General features: G+C 42.2%; 23 protein-coding genes. 11 read left to right on the plus strand and 12 right to left on the minus strand.

The features are described 5' to 3' along the window. Positions 1 to 137: 137 nt before the first annotated feature. From V7L29_RS07370 to V7L29_RS07385, 4 genes are all read left to right on the plus strand, one after another. Positions 138 to 1,562, plus strand: a complete 1,425-nt coding sequence (locus V7L29_RS07370; protein ID WP_334735020.1) for a phosphoglucomutase/phosphomannomutase family protein — start codon at positions 138 to 140, stop codon at positions 1,560 to 1,562. Positions 1,563 to 1,634: 72 nt separating this feature from the next. After that, positions 1,635 to 1,910 carry a LapA family protein gene (locus tag V7L29_RS07375; protein WP_334735021.1) on the plus strand — a complete coding sequence of 92 codons (276 nt, stop codon included), beginning with the start codon at positions 1,635 to 1,637 and terminating at the stop codon, positions 1,908 to 1,910. A 70-nt stretch (positions 1,911 to 1,980) separates the two neighbouring features. After that, positions 1,981 to 2,118 (plus strand): DUF433 domain-containing protein, encoded by a 138-nt coding sequence (locus V7L29_RS07380; protein WP_334735085.1) that lies wholly within the window; start codon positions 1,981 to 1,983, stop codon positions 2,116 to 2,118. 8 nt (positions 2,119 to 2,126) lie between these two features. Then, positions 2,127 to 2,570: a DUF29 domain-containing protein gene (locus tag V7L29_RS07385; protein WP_334735022.1), complete on the plus strand. Its 444-nt coding sequence runs from the start codon at positions 2,127 to 2,129 to the stop codon at positions 2,568 to 2,570. 147 nt (positions 2,571 to 2,717) lie between these two features. Here V7L29_RS07385 and V7L29_RS07390 read toward each other — a convergent pair whose 3' ends face one another. The 5 genes from V7L29_RS07390 to ndhD1 all read right to left on the minus strand — a co-directional run bounded on the left by V7L29_RS07390 (position 2,718) and on the right by ndhD1 (position 6,981). Continuing rightward, positions 2,718 to 3,122, minus strand: a complete 405-nt coding sequence (locus tag V7L29_RS07390) for a hypothetical protein (protein WP_334735023.1) — start codon at positions 3,120 to 3,122, stop codon at positions 2,718 to 2,720. A gap of 108 nt (positions 3,123 to 3,230) precedes the next feature. Then, entirely contained in the window at positions 3,231 to 3,551 is a 321-nt protein-coding gene (locus V7L29_RS07395; RefSeq protein ID WP_334735024.1) for a hypothetical protein, read from the minus strand. A 233-nt stretch (positions 3,552 to 3,784) separates the two neighbouring features. After that, a complete protein-coding gene (locus V7L29_RS07400) occupies positions 3,785 to 4,480 on the minus strand; it encodes a hypothetical protein (RefSeq protein WP_334735025.1) in 696 nt (231 codons plus the stop codon). Between the two features lie 124 nt (positions 4,481 to 4,604). Continuing rightward, positions 4,605 to 4,847 carry a hypothetical protein gene (locus V7L29_RS07405; protein WP_334735026.1) on the minus strand — a complete coding sequence of 81 codons (243 nt, stop codon included), beginning with the start codon at positions 4,845 to 4,847 and terminating at the stop codon, positions 4,605 to 4,607. Positions 4,848 to 5,406: 559 nt separating this feature from the next. Further along, the gene (ndhD1, locus tag V7L29_RS07410) at positions 5,407 to 6,981 is read right to left on the minus strand and encodes a photosynthetic/respiratory NAD(P)H-quinone oxidoreductase subunit D1 (RefSeq protein ID WP_334688281.1); all 1,575 of its coding nucleotides are present in this window, start codon (positions 6,979 to 6,981) and stop codon (positions 5,407 to 5,409) included. Positions 6,982 to 7,317: 336 nt separating this feature from the next. On the opposite strand from ndhD1, the gene V7L29_RS07415 reads away from it, so the two are divergent. Next, the gene (locus tag V7L29_RS07415; protein WP_334735027.1) at positions 7,318 to 7,458 is read left to right on the plus strand and encodes a hypothetical protein; all 141 of its coding nucleotides are present in this window, start codon (positions 7,318 to 7,320) and stop codon (positions 7,456 to 7,458) included. Positions 7,459 to 7,689: 231 nt separating this feature from the next. Here V7L29_RS07415 and V7L29_RS07420 read toward each other — a convergent pair whose 3' ends face one another. Next, positions 7,690 to 7,917, minus strand: a complete 228-nt coding sequence (locus tag V7L29_RS07420) for a type II toxin-antitoxin system MqsA family antitoxin (protein WP_334735028.1) — start codon at positions 7,915 to 7,917, stop codon at positions 7,690 to 7,692. Next, positions 7,914 to 8,201, minus strand: a complete 288-nt coding sequence (locus tag V7L29_RS07425) for a DUF4258 domain-containing protein (protein ID WP_334688279.1) — start codon at positions 8,199 to 8,201, stop codon at positions 7,914 to 7,916. Before V7L29_RS07425 ends, V7L29_RS07420 begins: the two co-directional genes overlap by 4 nt. A gap of 122 nt (positions 8,202 to 8,323) precedes the next feature. Between V7L29_RS07425 and V7L29_RS07430 the strand changes: the two genes are divergently transcribed. From V7L29_RS07430 to V7L29_RS07440, 3 genes are all read left to right on the plus strand, one after another. Then, positions 8,324 to 8,884, plus strand: a complete 561-nt coding sequence (locus tag V7L29_RS07430; RefSeq protein WP_334688278.1) for a type I restriction enzyme HsdR N-terminal domain-containing protein — start codon at positions 8,324 to 8,326, stop codon at positions 8,882 to 8,884. Continuing rightward, complete coding sequence (locus V7L29_RS07435; RefSeq protein WP_334735029.1) at positions 8,881 to 9,354, plus strand: helix-turn-helix domain-containing protein; 474 nt, start codon at positions 8,881 to 8,883, stop codon at positions 9,352 to 9,354. The genes V7L29_RS07430 and V7L29_RS07435 overlap by 4 nt, the downstream gene beginning before the upstream one ends. A 602-nt stretch (positions 9,355 to 9,956) precedes the next feature. Further along, positions 9,957 to 10,160 (plus strand): hypothetical protein, encoded by a 204-nt coding sequence (locus V7L29_RS07440; protein ID WP_334688276.1) that lies wholly within the window; start codon positions 9,957 to 9,959, stop codon positions 10,158 to 10,160. A gap of 94 nt (positions 10,161 to 10,254) precedes the next feature. Here V7L29_RS07440 and V7L29_RS07445 read toward each other — a convergent pair whose 3' ends face one another. The 5 genes from V7L29_RS07445 to V7L29_RS07460 all read right to left on the minus strand — a co-directional run bounded on the left by V7L29_RS07445 (position 10,255) and on the right by V7L29_RS07460 (position 14,677). Next, entirely contained in the window at positions 10,255 to 10,437 is a 183-nt protein-coding gene (locus V7L29_RS07445) for a DUF6887 family protein (protein ID WP_334688275.1), read from the minus strand. Beyond that, entirely contained in the window at positions 10,418 to 10,606 is a 189-nt protein-coding gene (locus V7L29_RS35465; protein ID WP_442944149.1) for a DUF6888 family protein, read from the minus strand. The genes V7L29_RS07445 and V7L29_RS35465 overlap by 20 nt, the downstream gene beginning before the upstream one ends. A 247-nt stretch (positions 10,607 to 10,853) precedes the next feature. Then, positions 10,854 to 12,953, minus strand: a complete 2,100-nt coding sequence (locus V7L29_RS07450; protein ID WP_334688274.1) for an NAD(P)H-quinone oxidoreductase subunit 5 — start codon at positions 12,951 to 12,953, stop codon at positions 10,854 to 10,856. Between the two features lie 199 nt (positions 12,954 to 13,152). After that, positions 13,153 to 13,539, minus strand: a complete 387-nt coding sequence (locus tag V7L29_RS07455; RefSeq protein WP_334688273.1) for a thioredoxin family protein — start codon at positions 13,537 to 13,539, stop codon at positions 13,153 to 13,155. A 415-nt stretch (positions 13,540 to 13,954) separates the two neighbouring features. Beyond that, positions 13,955 to 14,677, minus strand: coding sequence for an NnrU family protein (locus V7L29_RS07460; RefSeq protein WP_334688272.1), 723 nt, complete (start codon positions 14,675 to 14,677; stop codon positions 13,955 to 13,957). Between the two features lie 212 nt (positions 14,678 to 14,889). Here V7L29_RS07460 and V7L29_RS07465 point away from each other — a divergent pair, with 212 nt between their 5' ends. The 3 genes from V7L29_RS07465 to V7L29_RS07475 all read left to right on the plus strand — a co-directional run bounded on the left by V7L29_RS07465 (position 14,890) and on the right by V7L29_RS07475 (position 18,844). After that, entirely contained in the window at positions 14,890 to 15,897 is a 1,008-nt protein-coding gene (locus V7L29_RS07465) for a LysR family transcriptional regulator (RefSeq protein WP_334735030.1), read from the plus strand. A 443-nt stretch (positions 15,898 to 16,340) separates the two neighbouring features. Further along, entirely contained in the window at positions 16,341 to 17,741 is a 1,401-nt protein-coding gene (locus V7L29_RS07470; RefSeq protein ID WP_334688270.1) for a serine/threonine-protein kinase, read from the plus strand. A gap of 26 nt (positions 17,742 to 17,767) precedes the next feature. Next, positions 17,768 to 18,844: a PstS family phosphate ABC transporter substrate-binding protein gene (locus V7L29_RS07475; protein WP_334735031.1), complete on the plus strand. Its 1,077-nt coding sequence runs from the start codon at positions 17,768 to 17,770 to the stop codon at positions 18,842 to 18,844. Positions 18,845 to 18,889 lie beyond the last annotated feature (45 nt).

Genomic DNA, 18,889 nt, shown 5'->3' on the forward strand with positions numbered 1-18,889 from the left:
ACAGTGAGAGAAAATACGGTGGGGAGAAGTTTCAGCTAAAGCTTCCTTAGAAAAGAACTTCGGGGAATACTTGCTGCTACAGACGCTATGCGAGAAGCTTTAATAGTACTGATAATGTACGGGAGCAAGTGGCAAAAATGTCCAGCAAAATAAAATTTGGCACCGATGGATGGCGAGGGATTATTGCCGATGATTTTACTTTTCCTAATGTGCGGAAAGTAACAAGGGCAATCGCCACTTACTTAGAAAGAGCTTACACCAAAGACAGACCAGTACTTATTGCCTACGATACTCGCTTTTTAGCTGACCAGTTTGCCCAAACAGCGGCCCAAGTCCTGGCAAACTTGGGTTGGACTGTCAAAATTACTGATCGGGATTGCCCCACACCAGTAATTGCCTACAACGCCCGTCATCTAAATTCCGCTGGGGCGTTAATGTTTACTGCTAGTCATAATCCAGCACCCTACTGTGGAATTAAATATATACCCGATTATGCTGGGCCTGCCACTCCAGAGATTACTGATACTATTGTGGCAAATATAGAAAGTGCATCGGATGAGTTGCCTGGGAGCAGCCCATCAGGTTCAATTTCAATTTTCGATCCGAAACCAGATTACCTGCAATTTATCTACAGCCTACTTGATGTAGAAAGGATTAAAAGCGCTAATTTAAAGGTAAAGTACGATGCCCTCTATTCTACCTCTCGTGGCTATTTAGATGAAGTTTTGCAACATAGCGGCGTTCAGTTAGAAAGTTTCCACGATTGGAGAGATGTGTTATTTGGGGGTGGGATGCCAGAACCCAAAGGAGAACAATTAGTTGAGTTAGTGGAAGCAGTACTTCGCGATCAAGCAGATTTGGGCTTGGCGACGGATGGAGATAGCGATCGCTTTGGTATCGTTGATGAACAAGGTACCGTCCTCACTCCTAATACTGTGCTGTTAGTTCTAGCACGTCATTTAATCAAAAACAAAGGTAAAACTGGTGCTATCGTCCGCACTGTGGCTACAACCCACCTGCTGGATAATTTTGCTGCTAAAAATGGGCTGCAAATTTACGAAACAGCAGTAGGTTTTAAATACATCGGTGAAAAAATGCGGGAAACTGCTGTATTAATCGGTGGAGAGGAATCAGGTGGTTTGAGTATTATCGGGCATATTCCCGAAAAAGACGGGGTATTAGCCGATATGCTGGTGGCAGAAGCGATCGCCTATGAAGGCAAACCCTTAAGTCAACTTGTCAAAGAAGCGATCGCCGAAGCCGATGGCCCACTTTACAACAACCGCCTAGACTTGCACCTCACAGAAGCGCACAAAACCGCCGTCATCGACTCTTTTACCAAAAATCCACCTACAGAGGTAGCAGGAATTAAGGTCAAGGAAGTCGGGCGTAAAGACGGTATTAAGCTGTATTTAGAAGAAGGTAGCTGGGTTTTACTGCGTCCTTCTGGTACAGAACCACTAGTGCGCGTCTACCTAGAAACCAACACTCCCGAAAAACTCACCCAAATCGCGCAAGAGTTAGAGAGTGTCATTGCTAAACTAGAGGCAGTAGTAGTTTAATCACTCAGAGTTAGGAGTTAGGAGTTATAAGTTAAGAATTATTAACTCCTAACTCCTAACTTTTATCAAAGTATGAAAATCGCTCCTTTTTTGACATCTCTAGTTGTAGCGGTTTGGGTAATAGCGATCGCAATTATTTCAGTCCAAAATGCCACACCAGTATCGTTAAAATTCTTAACATTCCAATCGATTCAGATACCAATGGGTTTGGTGTTAGCTTTTAGTGCCGGTGTAGGGTTAATTAGCATGGCACTGCTGCAACCTCTCTGGGGACTTGCTAGTTTTGGACAGCGTAATTCTCGATTGGAAGACGATGCCGAATTTTTTGTTGATGATGAAGATTTTTGAGGACTGAATAGCTGTGCAGTACCAAAACATTATTACAAGCGAACCAGGAAAATGAGAAGGTAAGCTTTGTATTCGAGGAATGCGAATTACTGTATACAATGTTTTATCTTATCTTGCCTCTGGCATGACCTACGAGGAAGTGCTTGATGATTTTTCTTATTTGACACAAGAGGATATTTTGGCTTGCCTAAGCTATACAGCTGATTGAAAATGGCTATGAGCGCAAATTATAAAGCAGATTTTAATTTGTGGATTGAACAGACAGCCCAACTATTGCGAGCGCATCGCTGGCAGGAAGTTGATGTAGAACATCTGATTGAAGAGGTTGAAGGCTTGGGCAAAAGTGAACGACGGGGTATTGCTAGTCAACTAACTCGCTTACTATTGCATTTGCTCAAGTGGCAATATCAACCCCAGCGTCGCTCAGATAGTTGGCTCGATTCGATTACTGATTCTCGCACCCAAATTGAGTTAGCTATACTCGATAGTCCTAGTCTTAAAAACTATCCTACAGAGCAGCTTGAGGAAAGCTATCAAAGGGCACGTCGCCAAGCAGCCAAGCAAACAGGGATACTTTTATCCGTGTTTCCAGAAGAGTGCCCATATTCTTTAGAGTTAGTGTTGGATGAAGACTGGCTACCGGAAGCAAGCGATATTTGATAATTTTATTTGTGACTGTGTGTATGGGTAGTAGCGATCGCTATTATTTCAGAGCGCCTCAAGGTGGAAAGCTCACCTACATAAAAAAAGCCTGCATTGGCAAGCTTTTTTGAAAGGTTTTTGGAGAGCGATCGCACTGTTATAAAATCAAAATGTCCATTCGTGGTCTGGATCATCTAAGGCGGCGCGAACAGAAGCTAAGTTAGCAAGGTCTTTGAAAGGGCTTGATTTAGCAATTTCTGTAATAGAGTTTAAGGTAAGGGCTAGTTGGTCATTATTACCGGATGCCATCGCATTATCAACTACAGCAAACAAAGCGCGAAAGTTTTCTGCACGTTCATCAAAAGAGCGCTCTAGATACACCATCAGCAACTCTCGCTGGGCATTAATCTTGGTGATTGTTTCTTTTTCCCAAGCCTCAATTTCTCGTCGCTTTATCTTTTCCTGTTCAGCAATTATATTATATTCAGTATAGGCTGAAACCATTTGCTGTAAGCATTCAGCAGGATTGATAAATTCCTTGACTAGTGTGGTAACTTTTTTGGACGACATTTCTAATTACCTCCCCAAGTACGATACTTGGCTTGTATAGTCGCAGTAATAGAATTCAACTGCCCTTCACTATCTAAAACAGGAGTTTTCATGATTTCTGCAAGTGCTTTAACAAAAAGTGCTACTTTTTGACCCTTCTAAAAACTCCTTCTCGCTTTGTTTTGCTTTACCGATATTTCGTTCAATAAAGTCAACAAAGCGTCCAATCGTACTCCTCATCACATCAAGCTGAAGTTGACCATACTCTTCTGCAAACTTGTTAGTCACCTCCCAGTCTGCTTTTAATTCATTGACTGCATATAAGTGACAGTTTTTGGCACGTTCACCAATTTCTTTTGCCTCATTCATATTGCCAACACTTTCAGCACCTTTTACTGCTCCGAAAGTAGCGGTTCCTAAAGCAATAGCACCCAAAATCAGTGAAATCATGAAATACTCCTGATTGTAATTAGTATTTAATTAGTACTTGTCTACGGGTTAAATATAAAGAAAAGGCATCCCATTATACTTATATTTACCGGAGATACCAACTAATTAACATTCAGAAAGTATAAATTTGAGACTGCGATAAATGCAGTTGTCAATCATTTTCATCTTGAGTGCGATCGCTCATCACTGTAAATTGATTTGACTTAAGAAAACCTAGCAATTTATATATGTTTTTAGGTTAGTTGTAGCTTTAGGTAATCAATGAACTCCAGAATTTCTACATCAGTGAGTTCTAGGCGCGATCGCTTGCCATATTTTTGCTGTAAATACTCCTTTCCCTGCTCTGGAGTCCAATTTAATTGGGCTAAATATGTGTCACTTTGAGCTATTAAAACTGCATGAATTTCTGATGCCGTTGTATAAGGAGATACTTTTGTGAGATCTGGATCTAAATTTTGAATTCTATTAATTTTTATACTAATTTTTTGCCCTAGAGTTTGCCAGTTAATTTCCCTGTATCCATCCCAACTAACACCTATAAAGCGATAAGTGACTGGATCATAAATATTACAAAAAACTACATTACTATTTCCTGGGCTAACGGCGATCGTCAGTGGATGACGCAACTGTTCCGAAGTCAGAACATCAAGTGAAAGCAACAAACTTTTAGAAAAGTAAGATTCACTTCCTGAGCGGATAACGTAAGGTTTATCTGCCAAAATCTGTAAATCAGTTTTTTCTGTATCTCCATGTGAAGTTTCCACTTTTTTATTAACTTCTATCCCTGTTATCACCCCAGTCAAGGCTGTCTCATAAATTGGGATTTGTCTTGTATTGTCGGATAGCATATACCAGCAGTGATCGGATTCTTTGCTGACAAAGACATATTGAGGTTTGGGGGCTGCTCCAAATCCTAACTTAACTTCCATATTTGAAGGTTTTGGTAAATTTTACGATTTTTACCGTCAAGTTATTAGTGACTTTATAGATATAATTCCCTAGCCAGCAGGCAAATTAACATTATGGCAGCGAAAATTACAAAATTTGGTAAATCTATAACAAAGTTTCTGGCTCAACACCTAGCGCTTTCAACCTTTCCGCTAACATTTTCACTTGTTGTTCTGCTTCCACACGTCGCTGTTCTTCAAAAGCTGCGCGTTCTTCCGCTTTCCTGATGCGTTCTTCTGGTGTCAGCAATTTTTGCCCTTTCTCGTCATAGTAGTACAGCCACTCCCGCACCATACCTTGATAAATTCCGGTTCTCGCCCAATTCCTAAACCAATCTCTGGTAGCCAAACGCGATTTCTTGACATTAAGATATATTCCCCATTAACTACGTAATACACTTCAAAAGGCGGCTTTTTACGGCGAAGGGGGATTGTTTACAATGTAGTACAAAAATGATGTGCGATCGCATAACAAAAATCAAAAATCATTTTTAGCGTAGGCGTAGCCCGTCGTAAACATCGCTTTGTGTCTCTTTTGTCAGTATTTAAGTAGCCTAAAGTATATAATACTTTTATTTTATACGTGCTTTTTCGGTGCTGACTACCAGAGTGTCTAACTGACAATAGCAAAAAAGGGTGGAATATTGTTGAACTAGAACATTCCAGAAGTCGCAGACTATTCAATTTCATGGTGAATTGGCTATTGATGATGTGTTTGGAGGACAAATTAATATTGTCTACAAAGGTAAAGAAACCTTCTTGGCGTTAGAAAAAAATAAAAGGATTTTGAAGATTTAAACTAGAAAATTGATTAAGCGATCGCCTCCAAGCAAGCTACATCAAAAAAGGGCAGGTACAAAACCCGCCCTCAAAGGAATAAATATTTAAACTAAACTAGCGATCGCAATTTAATTAGCGATTTGGGGCGCACTCAAAGAAACCTTTGGTGCTTCTTTTTGCTGTGCTAATGTTGGCACGGAATCACGCAATCTTGCTGTCAATTGTACAGTTGTGGCGTCGTACATTTGAGTCAGCAACTTCGGATAGAAACCAATACCAATAATTGGCACCAACAAACAAGCAATAATAAATACTTCGCGGGGTTCAGCATCTATCAAAGCTTGGTGAGAAACTAATTCCTTGTTCTCTTCTCCGTAGAAAATTTCCCGCAACATCGACAGCAGATAAATCGGAGTTAAAATTACTCCCACTGCCATCAAAAACACCACAATGACTTTGAAGGTAGAGCTATAAGCATCGCTAGTAGCAAAGCCGACAAACACCATTAATTCTGCCACAAAACCGCTCATCCCTGGCAATGCCAAAGAAGCCATTGAACAGGCGGTGAACATGGCGAAAATCTTCGACATTCTCTTACCGACACCGCCCATTTCATCCAACATTAGGGTGTGTGTGCGATCATAAGTTGCGCCAACCAGGAAGAACAAACTCGCTCCAATTAACCCGTGGGAAACCATTTGCAACACTGCCCCACTTAATCCCAAATCGGTGAAGGAGGCGATACCAATCATCACAAAGCCCATGTGGGAAATTGAGGAGTAGGCAATTTTTCGCTTCAGGTTGCGCTGGGCAAATGATGTCAAGGCAGCGTAGATGATATTAACTACCCCCAAAACTACCAACACTGGTGCAAAAAGAGCGTGGGCATCGGGGAGCATTTGAGCATTCATCCGAATTAAGGCGTAACCGCCCATTTTCAACAGAATACCTGCCAATAACATGTGTACAGGGGCTGTAGCTTCACCGTGGGCATCAGGTAGCCAGGTGTGCAAGGGAATAATCGGCAACTTGACGGCGTAGGCAATCAGGAAGCCAGCATAGAGGGCAAGTTGAAAATTCAGGGCGAAATCTTTTAAGGCGAGCGATCGCATGTCAAACGTCACCGTATCGCCGTAAAATCCCATTGTCAGGGCAGACAGCAAAATAAACAGCGAACCGCCAGCGGTGTATAAAATAAATTTTGTCGCTGCGTACTGTCGTCTTTTGCCTCCCCAAATCGACAGCAGAAAGTATATCGGCACCAGTTCCAGTTCCCACACCAGGAAAAATAACAGCATATCCTGGACGGCGAACACGGCAATCTGACCGCCATACATCGCCAAAATCAAGAAGTAAAATAGCTTGGGCTTGAAGGTAACAGGCCAAGCTGCTAAAATCGCCAGCGTGGTAATGAATCCAGTCAAAATAATTAGGGGCATAGATAACCCATCTGCCCCTACTGACCAATTCAAATCTAGTTGGGGTACCCAGGAGTAACTCTCCACCAACTGCAAACCTGGATTGGAGAAATCATACCCAGTATAAAAAGCATAAACAATTAGTGCAAAATCTATCAGCCCTACGATGAGGGAGTACCAGCGCACTGTTTTGCCTTCTTTATCCGGGATGATAGGAATCAGTAGTGAGGCGGCTATCGGCAACAGAATAATCGTCGTCAGCCACGGAAAATTAGCTGTATTCATCACAATTTGTCTGCTATCAAAATCATGTTTGGCAAAAAGTCACTAGTTATTAACTAACAGCTTTTTGAGGATTTCGTCTTCCCCGTTAGGTTGATTTAATTAAATTGCCAATCCTCCATTGTTACTCTTGAGAATCTTTTTTGACAGTTGAGGGTGCGGAATGTGGGTTGTAATACTCCTAGTCAAGTCAAAAATTTACCCTAAAAAAGCCGCTAAAATTATAGTTTAGAGGTGCGATCGCGTAGTCCAATCCATCGCTAAAATACACGATGCTGTTTGGTGGTTGTTGAAAAAAGCAATTTGGTGCAAAAAAGCATAACAGGAGAAATAACCATAATGATAATCGCACAAATTGAAAATCAGATTCATTATGTCACCAACATAGAGGGAGAAACAACAGATGTACTCGTCCCTATAGAACTTTGGCAACAGCTGATGAGTTCCATAAGTTCTAATAACGTCAGTGGTTTAGCTTGAGTTGATGAACAAGAGCCAAAAGCACAAATATTAGCCGATCTGCAAGAGTCCTTGCAACAAGCAGCAATAGGACAAACTTTCCCAGTTTCAGAGCTTTGGGACGATATCGAAGTCTAAATTTATCGCAAAAGTTCGTTTTACTCCTCCCTTCAAACGCCGTCTCAAAATTCTGACTAAACAATATCTGTCTCATCAGCTTCATGAATGGTAACAGAGAAGCAAATAATAACACTAAGCTGCATATCTAATAATCTCCACTTCTGCTCCATTATTAATAGCTGACTCTGCTTTTTCTAAAACCTGTTCTGTAACTGCATCACTTAAATAATATTCACCACAGTTATCACAAATTTCTGCTGGGACTTTTTTTAAGACAATAATACATTCATCTCTTTCTAATGTAACAGTTACTAAACCTGGTTTAGTTTCTCCATGCTGACAAATTACACATCTCATCATCTTTGTCTCCTAGTTGTAAAACCATCTAACCAAATATTAGTATTAGGAATATAAGCTGTTACTACATATCCTGTATCTGTAGCTTCATCGTAGGAAAATACAACATGAATCGGCTTACCTTCTATAAAATCCAATATTAAATAACTGGGGTAGGGTGTATCATCAAGCTTTTCTTCTATCACTTCTCCATAAGAAATCGCAGTTTTTACTTCCTTTTGACTGATACGACGATAAAACATTTGTTGGATAGCATGACGGGAAAAAACTAGATTTTGACAATACATCAACTATTTTTTTTATTGTAATTAGTAATAAATTTATTATTTTACTAAATGTTGGGCTTCTATTGCCCGCGATCGCATATCATTTATCTACTGTGTAGTCTGTCTTCCATAGCAATAACTTCATGCCTTTCTCCGATTTCACTAATCCTTACCAAAATCCGGCTAACATTCCACAGAACTATCGCCAGCATATAAATCTACAGAAATTATTTAAAGCTGATGGTTCTTATGTGCGTCCAGCAGAAGATCCTGTGACGATGTGGGCGCTTCAGATTTTAGTAGAAGAGTACGGTGTTCCAATACAGGCAATGGAACTAGAACTAAATGCAGATTTTGCCGAGGGAACTTATCAAGGCGGACGACGCTATCAAGGACGGGCAGATGTTGTAGTTTATGATGACCGTTATGCTGATTCTATAGGTAATTTGGATGTAGCCTTCATTATGGAGGCTATGGAACCAAGTAAAAAAGTTGGCGGGACTGAGGGGGAAGGTTGGGTTGATCATCTTAACCGACTCAATGCTTACATGAGTGCTTCACCATCTGCCCGTTATGCTATTTTAACCAATGGTAAACATACAGTTATACAAGCCAAGTGTTTGTATGTAGAAGCTGAAAACTTACTCACTGAAGCAAAAGCCTATGTAGAACGGATGATATTAGGAGAAGAAGAAGTGACATGAAGGAGGGCAGCAAATACCAGCCACTCCTAGAATTTTTACGTGGCAATGATCAAAATGAAATAACTCTATCATTTGCTGAAATCGAGACTTTAATAAATGATGTATTGCCTGAATCAGCAAGAAATAAACAGGCATGGTGGAGTAACCGCAAACAACGCTCATCACAAGCTTACGCTTGGATGGAAGCGGGATATCGTATTGAAAAAGTGGATTTTGATCAGCAACAAGTAACATTTCGTAAACCTCCTGATAAATATCAAGTTCAGCTTAAGGGTGATACGGTACAGTGGAATGCTGAGTTAATCAAAGCACTACGGCTACACATGGATTTAAAACAAGTGGAGTTTGCTCAAAGACTAGGTGTGCGTCAAGCAACAGTGAGCCAATGGGAAAACAGTGTATATGAGCCGACTTTAGCTATATCTAAGTATTTGACCTTAATTGCAAAACAAGTTGGATTCAAAATTTAAACTAAAGCTATTTACATAATAATACTTTACCGCATATATTGTTTTAGTGTCAAACATTTTATTCGATAAAGCATGAATGAATATTTAAAACACCGAACCAAAAGCCCTCTTTCTCTCCCCTGACGGCAACGTATACCCTGACAACCTAATTTGCACTGGCATCATCCCCGCAGAACTCGACGGCAAACCCTGCCTCCATTCCCAAGCAGGGCGCTTTCCCGGCATTAAACCCCTAAATCCTGAAGACTCAAACTACACCATCGACAAAGGAAAACCAGGCGACCTCTACCCAACCTGCGCCAAACAACAACTTGCACACCTTGGACACTGGCAAGGTCACAGAAATCAAATATTCCCTGAAGAACTGCTATCACTGCGGTTGTTCAAGTGCCGGATGTGGCTATGGCTAGTTGTCCCAGGACTGCACGACCATGATGCAACCCAGCTTTTACCACAAAATCTATGAGATGAAAGTGTTTAGAAGCGATGAAAACACACTCACACTTACAGCAACAAAATTACAAATCTTGTCAAAAGCCAGCAAATAAGTTTCCGAGGCTTCCTGCTGGCTCTTGGCTCCCTAACAAAAGGAGACATTCACCATGATAAAACCAGTTATTGCCCAAAATCATCCTTGGGTGATAGTAAAAACTGTAGTTATTACCCAATCTCACACCGTCGCCCGTTTTGCTAACCGCCAAGATGCAGATGACCATTTAAGATTTTTGCGTCGAACTATTCCCAATGGAGGTTTTGAGATTATGTTTGAACCGCCAGATGATGTAAAAAAAGACTTTAATATTTAACACAATTTGGGAGTTTAAGTAAAGAGTAAATATCAAGCAGTGCGTTTTGTGTCGGGGTAAAATCCCCGTTACAAAACGTAATTGCAAATTGTTTTTAGCTTGCTTGCAGTCGTTTGGGTAACTCTGTATCAATCTCTTCTGCTGATATTTTTACTCGTCCTGGAACTGCCTGTAACATATCTACGTATTTGTGAAAGGCTTCAATATCTTGAGGGTTACGGCGTACATATACTAGTAGTTCTTGGCGCGTCATTCCTTCAAAATGTGATTCCGTCATACGTTAATCCCCCATCAATGTCGATTTCTATTTCTATTGTCTCTTCAACAATAATGTAGATGCAACGTGTTAGTTCATCTAATCGAGTCATGTTAATTGCTTTTAATAGATTGCTAGTTTGTACGCATACTCGGTATAGCGATTTAAGTTGAGCTATTGTTGGTTCCATTATTCCTTCAATTTTTAGTCGGAATCAAAAACCACATTATATGAGTCACATTTGCGGAATGTGAGTTTAATTGCTGACTATTAGTCAAAAAAAAGGAGCCCTAATCAGGCTCCTAAGTGAAAGGGCGGTTATAAACCGCATCTACACAGGCAAAACCCGCCTGCGCGGGTTAAAAAATTTTCATTTTATCCTACGGAGTGGGCTTTGTTTGTGTAGCCGCGAATTCTATTCGCCCTGGCTATGAAAATCAGGTAACACCAAAGACAACCACTAAGCCCAAAACTGCCCCAAACACAATCAAGGCATAGAATTGAGCGCGACCGTTTTCTAGGTACTTCAGACCTTCACCGCTAACAAGGGTGAAAAAGCCTGTGAGGTTAACAGCACCATCGACAACGCGGAAGTCAACTTCCATAACTTGTCTGGCTACGCGACGCAAACCGAGGACAAAAACCCGATGGTAAATGTCATCAAAGTACCACTTGTTGAGGGATAACTCGTAAAGTGGTTGGATTTTAGCAGCGATCGCCGCCGGGTCAATTTTCCGGCGTAAATACATCAGCGAAGCTAAGGTAATCGCAATCAAAGAAATTCCCACTGAAGCACCCGCCATAATATAGAATTCCGTCGGATTGAACTCGGAAGCCTTTTCTATAACTTCGGTGAGAGTTTCGCTAGGAGGAAAGATAAACTCTTCAAAATAATTGGCGTAGGGAGTTCCCACCAAACCAATGAAAATCGAAGGCACAGCCAACAGTGCCAACGGCAGCGTCATCGTCCACGGCGATTCGTGGGGAGAGTCGCTGTGATGCCCGTGGGAGTCGTGGGAGTCATGATGCTCACTAGTTGCCGCCAATTCTCCTTTCTTCATCGCCCCAGGCCCAAAATTCGGAGCTAGTTCTTCTGACTCTAATTCCAGGACAATTGTGGCTGCCTTCTTGAGTTTTTGCTTGATTTTCTCGTCATTACCCCGGAATCCGCCTTCAAATGTCGAGAAATACATTCTAAACATGTAGAAAGCCGTAATCCCAGCAGTTAGCCAGCCGATAAACCAGAGAAGTGGGTTAGCCTCAAAAGCCTTCCCCAGAATTTCATCTTTTGACCAGAAGCCAGCAAAGGGCGGAATACCAGAAATTGCCAAGCAACCAATCAAAAAGGTAATTGACGTGATCGGCATGTACTTTCGCAGTCCCCCCATTAGCCGCATATCTTGCGCTAAAGCTGGGTCGTGACCGACGACACCTTCCATGCCGTGAATTACAGAACCTGAACCCAAGAACAGCATTGCCTTGAAATAGGCGTGGGTCATCAGGTGGAATAGTCCAGCACTGTAGGAACCTATTCCCATCGCCATCACCATGTAACCAAGTTGGGAAATGGTGGAGTAAGCCAAGCCCTTTTTGATGTCGTTTTGGGTAATCGCAATGCTTGCCCCCAAAAACGCCGTGAACGCCCCAGTAAAGGCAATGACATTCATTGCGGCTGGGACGTGTTCAAATACTGGGTACATCCGGGCAATTAGGAAAACACCCGCCGCCACCATCGTTGCCGCGTGAATCAAGGCAGAAATGGGGGTGGGCCCTTCCATTGCATCTGGTAGCCAGACATGGAGGGGGAATTGAGCTGATTTAGCAACTGGCCCTAAGAAAACTAAAATCGCAAACAGGACAGCGAGAAAATTGCTGATAGAACCTGATTGTACGAGTTGGGCGAGGCGATCGCCCATGACATTAAAATCAAAGCTGCCTGTTGCCCAAAACAGTCCCAAAATGCCGAGTAATAGACCAAAGTCACCCACGCGGTTGGTCACAAATGCTTTTTGAGCGGCATCTGCTGCTGACTTGCGATCGTACCAAAAGCCGACCAGCAAGTAGGAACACATCCCGACCAGTTCCCAGAATATATAAATCTGTACTAGGTTGGAGCTGACCACCAAACCTAACATTGAGGAGCCAAACAAACTGAGATAGGCGTAAAACCGCACGTAACCTGGATCGTGAGCCATGTAGCCATCGGTGTAAACCATGACTAACAAGGCTACCGTTGTCACAATCACCAGCATTAGGGCTGTCAGGTGGTCAATAGTATAGCCCATGTTCAGGTGAAAATTACCTGCTGCTGCCCACTCCAAGGTGCGGATATAAGGCGCGTGTCCTTGAATTTGACTCCATAGCAAGGCAAACGACAGCCCCATAGCTGCTCCCATCAGGGAGATAATCACCACAGCGTTAAGCTGCCGTAGGCGGTTTGTCACCTGATTCAACGAGATTAACCCTAGACCGACCAGCATTGCCCCAAAAAGAGGTAACACCGGAATCAGCCAAGCATACTGATAGATTACTTCCATCACTGACGCCTACTTTTAGAATTCTTGACTAGCGTGTCGGAACTGTTAATAATTGTGACACACACCCTTTAGGATAAAATAACCCACCCAAGGGTGATTGGGTGGGGTGTTAAGCATGGTTTTAGATTTGCCGAGAATAGCCCTGAGTGGTGAGTGCCCAATCGTGAGTTTAATTATTACTCACGACTGGGCAATCTCTTCAAGCTGACCGACACTCTAAATCCACTGTTTTTGAACTCTTGTAGATTTTCGGGTAATTGCTATAACTAGCTTTAATGTCTTCTAAAGCTAGACGTAAATCTTCTCTGCCACGAAAGCTTTCCAAGCGACGGCAAACATTGCCATTTTCAATCAATAGTAAAGTTGGCAGTGACTTTAGCCTATAAGTAGTAGACAATTTAAAATTTTGATCGGCATTAACTCCAACCAATTTAATTTCTTCCCCACATTGAGCTTGAAATTGCAACAACAGTGGGTGGATAACCCGACACAAGCCACACCAAGGTGCTTCAAAATTAACTAAAACAGGAATAGGAGATTCTAAAACTTCTTGAGTAAATGTCTGCTCACTAACCGACAACACCATGACGCCTCTTGGATTATAGGGTTTTTATATTAAACTAGCTATCCGCACTGAAGTGAAGGATTGGCAAGCCAGTAACTGCCGTATAGATGCTTTCAGGACACAAATCTCAGGACACAGAATAATTAAGCAAAAATTGAGCGCGTTGATGTGTCTCTGACAAAAAAGCCAGCGCGACTTTCACGGTGGCTTTTTTGGTTCTTAAACTCCTGATTGCCGTCTCCACCTGGGAATTTGACTGAATCTGTCACTTCCTCCCAAGAAAAAGCAACTGACCAACAACTACCAATATAAAATCTCAAGCTGACTGAATGCACCCCCACTGATAGATGTTTGAATTTATCCTACATTGATTTGGGGCAATTGATAAGCTGAAATTTTCATCTATTTGGGATTTTATGCTGACACTGGGGATCGCCTAAATTTCCCATCTTATCCTACTAGTTGCTTCTAGCAACAGAGGGTGCGACCACCAAAGCAAAGCTATAAAAATGGCAACTCCCAAATAGGCAGGACGCAGAAATTCCTGCCATTTGAGAGATTGACGCCCGTCAATAATTGCTTTAAAGGGAATAATTGAAGTCCGCTGTTTGGCAATTTCAAAAGCTTCCCCATAGCGATGCACGAGACGGCGATCCCCGTGCCAAACTCCAAACAAGTGATGCAACACCAATCCAATCGAAGTCACAAGGGTAAAGGTAGTACCTAGCCAGAGAGTATGGGCAACACACCAAATTATTTGTCCCACCATCTGGGGATGACGGGTAATCCGAATAATTCCTGTTTCGTAAAGATGAACTTGGGGCTTTTGAATGGCAGCAATTTCTAGTAGATTGAAGGTAGCAGGATATAAAAACAAAAACGAGATCGCTGACAGCACCCAAACAAATTCTCGCACTCCTAGCACCCCTTGTACCTGCCAAAGTTGCAAACCATCATAGCGGTGCCCAAAAAAGTAAATAATTAATATCACAGCTAACGGTAGGCTGACTAATGCAAAGAGAATGCGATAAAGCCTTGGACCAATATATTTTTCTGCCCAAGGGCGTAAAGCAGCGCCTCCACTGTGAGCGATCACAAAAGCTAATTCTAACCCCAGTATGACAAAATGACTGGGGGTCAACCAAGGAGTCAGGATCATATACACGGATGAAGTAATTTAAAGAAAATTGAATTCAGTACAACCAATACCACAAAGTATTCAAAAGGAGACTTCAGTCAAGATGTTGTGCTACTGTCTTTTTCGAGTCAAGCCTTCAAGTTTAATATGCAACAAATCATGCCTGGCTGATTGCTGTCAAAGCTGATTTGTTACGTGCATCCGCTCCTTTAAAAGTTTGTGGGTTGAGTTTTATGTCTGACCTTCCTTTCACTTTAGATCAGTTACGTATTTTAAAAGCGATCGCCCAAGAAGGAAGCTTCAAGCGTGCCGCTGATAGTCTTTACGTTTCCCAACCTGCCGTGAGCTTGCAAGTCCAAAATCTCGAACGGCAGCTAGATGTCCCCTTATTCGATCGTGGAGGACGACGCGCCCAATTAACCGAAGCAGGGCATCTACTCTTAAACTACGGTGAAAAAATCCTTAGTCTGTGTCAGGAAACCTGCCGCGCGATCGAGGATTTACAAAATCTCCAAGGCGGTACTTTGATTGTCGGAGCTTCTCAAACCACCGGCACTTATCTTTTGCCTAGAATGATCGGTATGTTCCGACAAAAATATCCAGATGTGGCAGTGCAGTTACACGTCCACTCTACCCGACGAACTGCTTGGAGTGTCGCTAACGGACAAGTTGATCTGGCGATTATTGGCGGTGAAATTCCCGGTGAATTATCAGAATCTTTAGAAATTCTTCCTTACGCTGAAGACGAACTAGCACTGATTTTACCTGTCTTCCATCCCTTTGCCAAACATGAAAAAATCCAAAAAGAAGATTTATATAAATTACAATTCATTGCCCTAGATTCCCAATCGACTATCCGCAAAGTAATTGACCAAGTGCTAGCACGCTGTGAGATTGATACAAGGCGTTTGAGAGTTGAAATGGAACTAAATTCCATTGAAGCAATTAAAAATGCTGTGCAATCTGGTTTAGGGGCTGCCTTTGTCTCAACTAGCGCGATCGCTAAAGAGTTACAAATGGGCATTCTGCACTGTGCCAACATTGAAGGCGTCGTCATCAAACGGACACTGTGGCTGATTTTTAATCCTAATCGCTATAGATCCAAGGCCGCAGAAGCTTTTAGTCAAGAAATTTTGCCCCAGTTTGCTAACCCAGGATGGAATCAAGATGTGTTAACATTGTCACAAAAAAGCATGGTGGTGACTACATTCGATGCAGCGACGCCCACCTCTTCCGGCTAAAGACTAAAATCTGGTCATTGGTCTTTGAACTGTACCCTTCTCTTCTCTACCTTGGGCTGCGCCAAGGAGACACTTTCAGCGAACAAGAAGGCTTAGACACTCGCGGACTCAAAAAGGCTGCGCTATGGGCAAAAGTCGGCGCTCATACTTCTTTTTTTGTCGTTTGTTCTTTGTTGTTTTGTAAATGACCAATGACCAAATAATTCGTAATATCCTACTGTCAGGCTGCGCCTACGTAATTCGTAATTATTACCTCATAGCTGTTCGCGCAGTGTGCCGTAGGCAAGCTAGGGGTTTGACATCAGGAAAAAAAGGCTCTGTTATTCTTAAATAAATTTAGTTTCTATGTAACCTGAATGAATTACGAATTACGTAGCTTGCTTCTCGCGCCTTGGCAAGTATTATCAATTACGAATTATTTTGATTAATGACTAATCAGGAAAATGGAAGTTTACTGTACTCGTCCACGTTGCCCACGCCCACAAAACTATTTTGCCGATTTAGATGATATTACGACGCTGAAAACAACGCAGCAAAAGTACTGTACTACCTGTGGTATGCCACTGATGCTAGATGGTCGATATGTACCCATGAAGCTGCTGGGAAGGGGGGGATTTGGAGCAGCGTTTTTGGCACGCGATCGCCGAATACCGGGAATGCGTCAATGCGTAGTTAAGCAGTTTCAACCAACAGGAAATTTAACCTTAACTCAACTGCAACAAGCGCAGCTGATGTTTGAGAGAGAGGCAGAAGTTTTAGCACAACTTGGCAACGATCACGAGCAAATCCCTGATTTGTTTGCCTTCTTTCCAGTGATAGTTAATAGCTTGCAACCAGGACAGCAAGACCAGTTTTTTTACTTGGTGCAAGAATACATTAATGGGCAAAACTTAGAGGAAGAATTAGTTCAAAATGGTAAATTTTCTGAACAGCAAGTGTTGGAGGTGCTGCAAGAAATCCTGAAGGTGCTAAAGTTTGTCCATGATCGAGGCATTATCCACAGAGACATCAAACCCTCTAACATCATGCGCCGTCGTGATGGTAAGCTTTTTTTACTAGATTTTGGCGCAGTTAAGCAAGTAACAAATGCTGCACTTGGTTCTGCGGCTTCTTCCACAGGAATTTATTCTATGGGATTTGCACCACCTGAGCAGATGGCTGGGGGTCAAGTATTCCCATCTACGGATTTATACGCCTTAGCTATAACTCTTATTACCTTATTGACAAATCAGGAAGCAGTTCAACTATTTGATGCCTATAGCAATCAGTGGAAATGGCGAACGCAAGTGAGTGTCAACCCTCGCCTTGCTGACATTTTAGACAAGATGTTGCTACCTGCTGCTAATCAGCGCTTCCAGTCAGCCCAGGAGGTTTTAGATGCACTGAACTCACAGCCTCTAGCCCCCACACAACTTAATTCGCCTTCTGTAACACTTCCACCACAACCACCCAAAGGTTCTAGTCCTGTCGTCCCCCGCCGTCCACCAACTCAACCAGCGTTTTCTACAGTGGAATTATTAGGTGGGGCGGCATTTAGTGGGTTTGAGGGTGCATTGATAGCGATCGCCCTCTTCAGTCTAGTAAAATCACCAGTAATTACTTTGACTACTTGTGCTCTGATTTTAGGTATACTAATTTTTGCCCAAACCAGGCGGTGGATTGAAAAGTTCGATTTATTAATTATTCCGACAATTACTTTTGCGATTATTTTTTTTCTCCCCTTTTTACAAGGAGGTCTTGGCATTCAGGCGGTAGTTGTTTTAGCACTTGCAGCAGGCTTAATAGCCATTTCACTGACAGCCGTGTTTCGACTTATTTATAAATTATTATCCCTTTTACTTTAAAAAACTCTTGGTGCTAAGAGCCACCTATGTCTCAGAAAAATGAAACACTTAGCCTTTTCTTAGCCGCTGTCATCACCATTGGCTTAATCTTTAGTGGCTTATGGTTTTTTATGGAACGCTGGGCGCAATTAAATAAACCTGTTGCTAACCAGTCGGAGAATAACAATCCCAGAGATACCATTTCTGTTCCTAAACCTATAGAGACTGGCAAGACAAGTAATACTATTAGTAAATGTGACGTGGCAAACCTCCCAGAGGGGACGTTCAACTATGGTGGTAGCACAACCTGGGCACCCATCCGTCAAGACGTTGACTCCGTGCTGCAAAGCCTCTGTCCTCGGTTTATTTTACGCTACACTCAACCTCCTTCAGGTCAACCAGGATCTGGAACTGGTATTCGGATGTTGATAGACAATCAATTAGCTTTTTCTCAATCTTCTCGCTCAGTCAAAGCTGAAGAAAATGCCGAAGCTAAACAAAAAGGATTTAGTTTGAAAGAAATTCCGGTGGCGATTGATGGCATTGCGATCGCTGTTAACCTCAATCTCGACATTCCTGGTTTAACTGTTGCCCAACTCAAAGATATCTACACGGGCAAGATTAGTAATTGGCAACAGGTGGGTGGGCCAAATTTACCAATTACAGTTTACTCTCGTAGCAAAGAAGCTGGGGGTACAGTGGAATTCTTTGTCGAAAATATTTTAAATAAAGAAAATTTTGGTGCCAACGTTAGTTATGTTGGCACAACCACTGAAGCAGTACGAAAAGTAGCTGCAAGTCCTGGCGGAATTTACTATGCTTCTGCCCCAGAGGTTGTACCCCAGTGTATGATTAAATCCCTGCCACTAGGGCGCATAAGCGGTCAATTTGTGCCTCCTTACCAAGAACCCTTTGTATCTCCATCTGAATGTCCTAGTAAGCGTAATCAGTTGAATATTCAGGCGTTTCGTAGTGGGGACTATGCAATTACCCGCAATTTATTTGTAATTGTTAAACAGAATAGTCAAACAGATCAGCAAGCTGGAGAAGCTTATGCAAATTGGCTACTGACATCTCAGAGTCAACAACTGATCGAAAAGGCTGGATTTGTCAGACTTAAATGATTAAAGCGGTTAGATTTATCAAAATAATCAAATAATAAATATTTT

It is taken from the genome of Nostoc sp. (assembly GCF_036916575.1).
In the GTDB taxonomy this organism is placed as follows: domain Bacteria; phylum Cyanobacteriota; class Cyanobacteriia; order Cyanobacteriales; family Nostocaceae; genus Nostoc.